A 302-nucleotide genomic window follows, 5' to 3' on the forward strand; every position below is an offset into this window, starting at 1 on the left:
GCGTCCACTACACAGTATCTGACACAACACACGTCAACCAGCCGTTGCCCTGTGTGTTTGTCGGTGGCCTATAGCAGCAGGGAAACGCCCGGTCCCATTCCGAACCCGGAAGCTAAGCCTGCTAACGCTGATGGTACTGCAACCGGGAGGTTGTGGGAGAGTAAGAAACCGCCGACACCAAACAACAACAAACAACTCAATACAAGGTTGAAGGACCAAGACTTATTCAGTCTTGGTCCTTCAATTCGTTTTACAACCATTGTGTGTTGCAATTGAAACCTGACTTAGGCCAATTTAGTGCG

The 302-nt window shown here is 49.7% G+C and carries 1 rRNA gene; it reads left to right on the forward strand.

Features of this window, described 5'->3' with window-relative positions:
- Positions 1-59 precede the first annotated feature (59 nt).
- Positions 60-177 (forward strand): 5S ribosomal RNA (gene rrf / locus HMPREF2635_RS09585).
- Positions 178-302: the final 125 nt, after the last annotated feature.

Source organism: Corynebacterium sp. HMSC035E02 (assembly GCF_001836065.1).
In the GTDB taxonomy this organism is placed as follows: Bacteria; Actinomycetota; Actinomycetes; order Mycobacteriales; family Mycobacteriaceae; genus Corynebacterium; species Corynebacterium hiratae.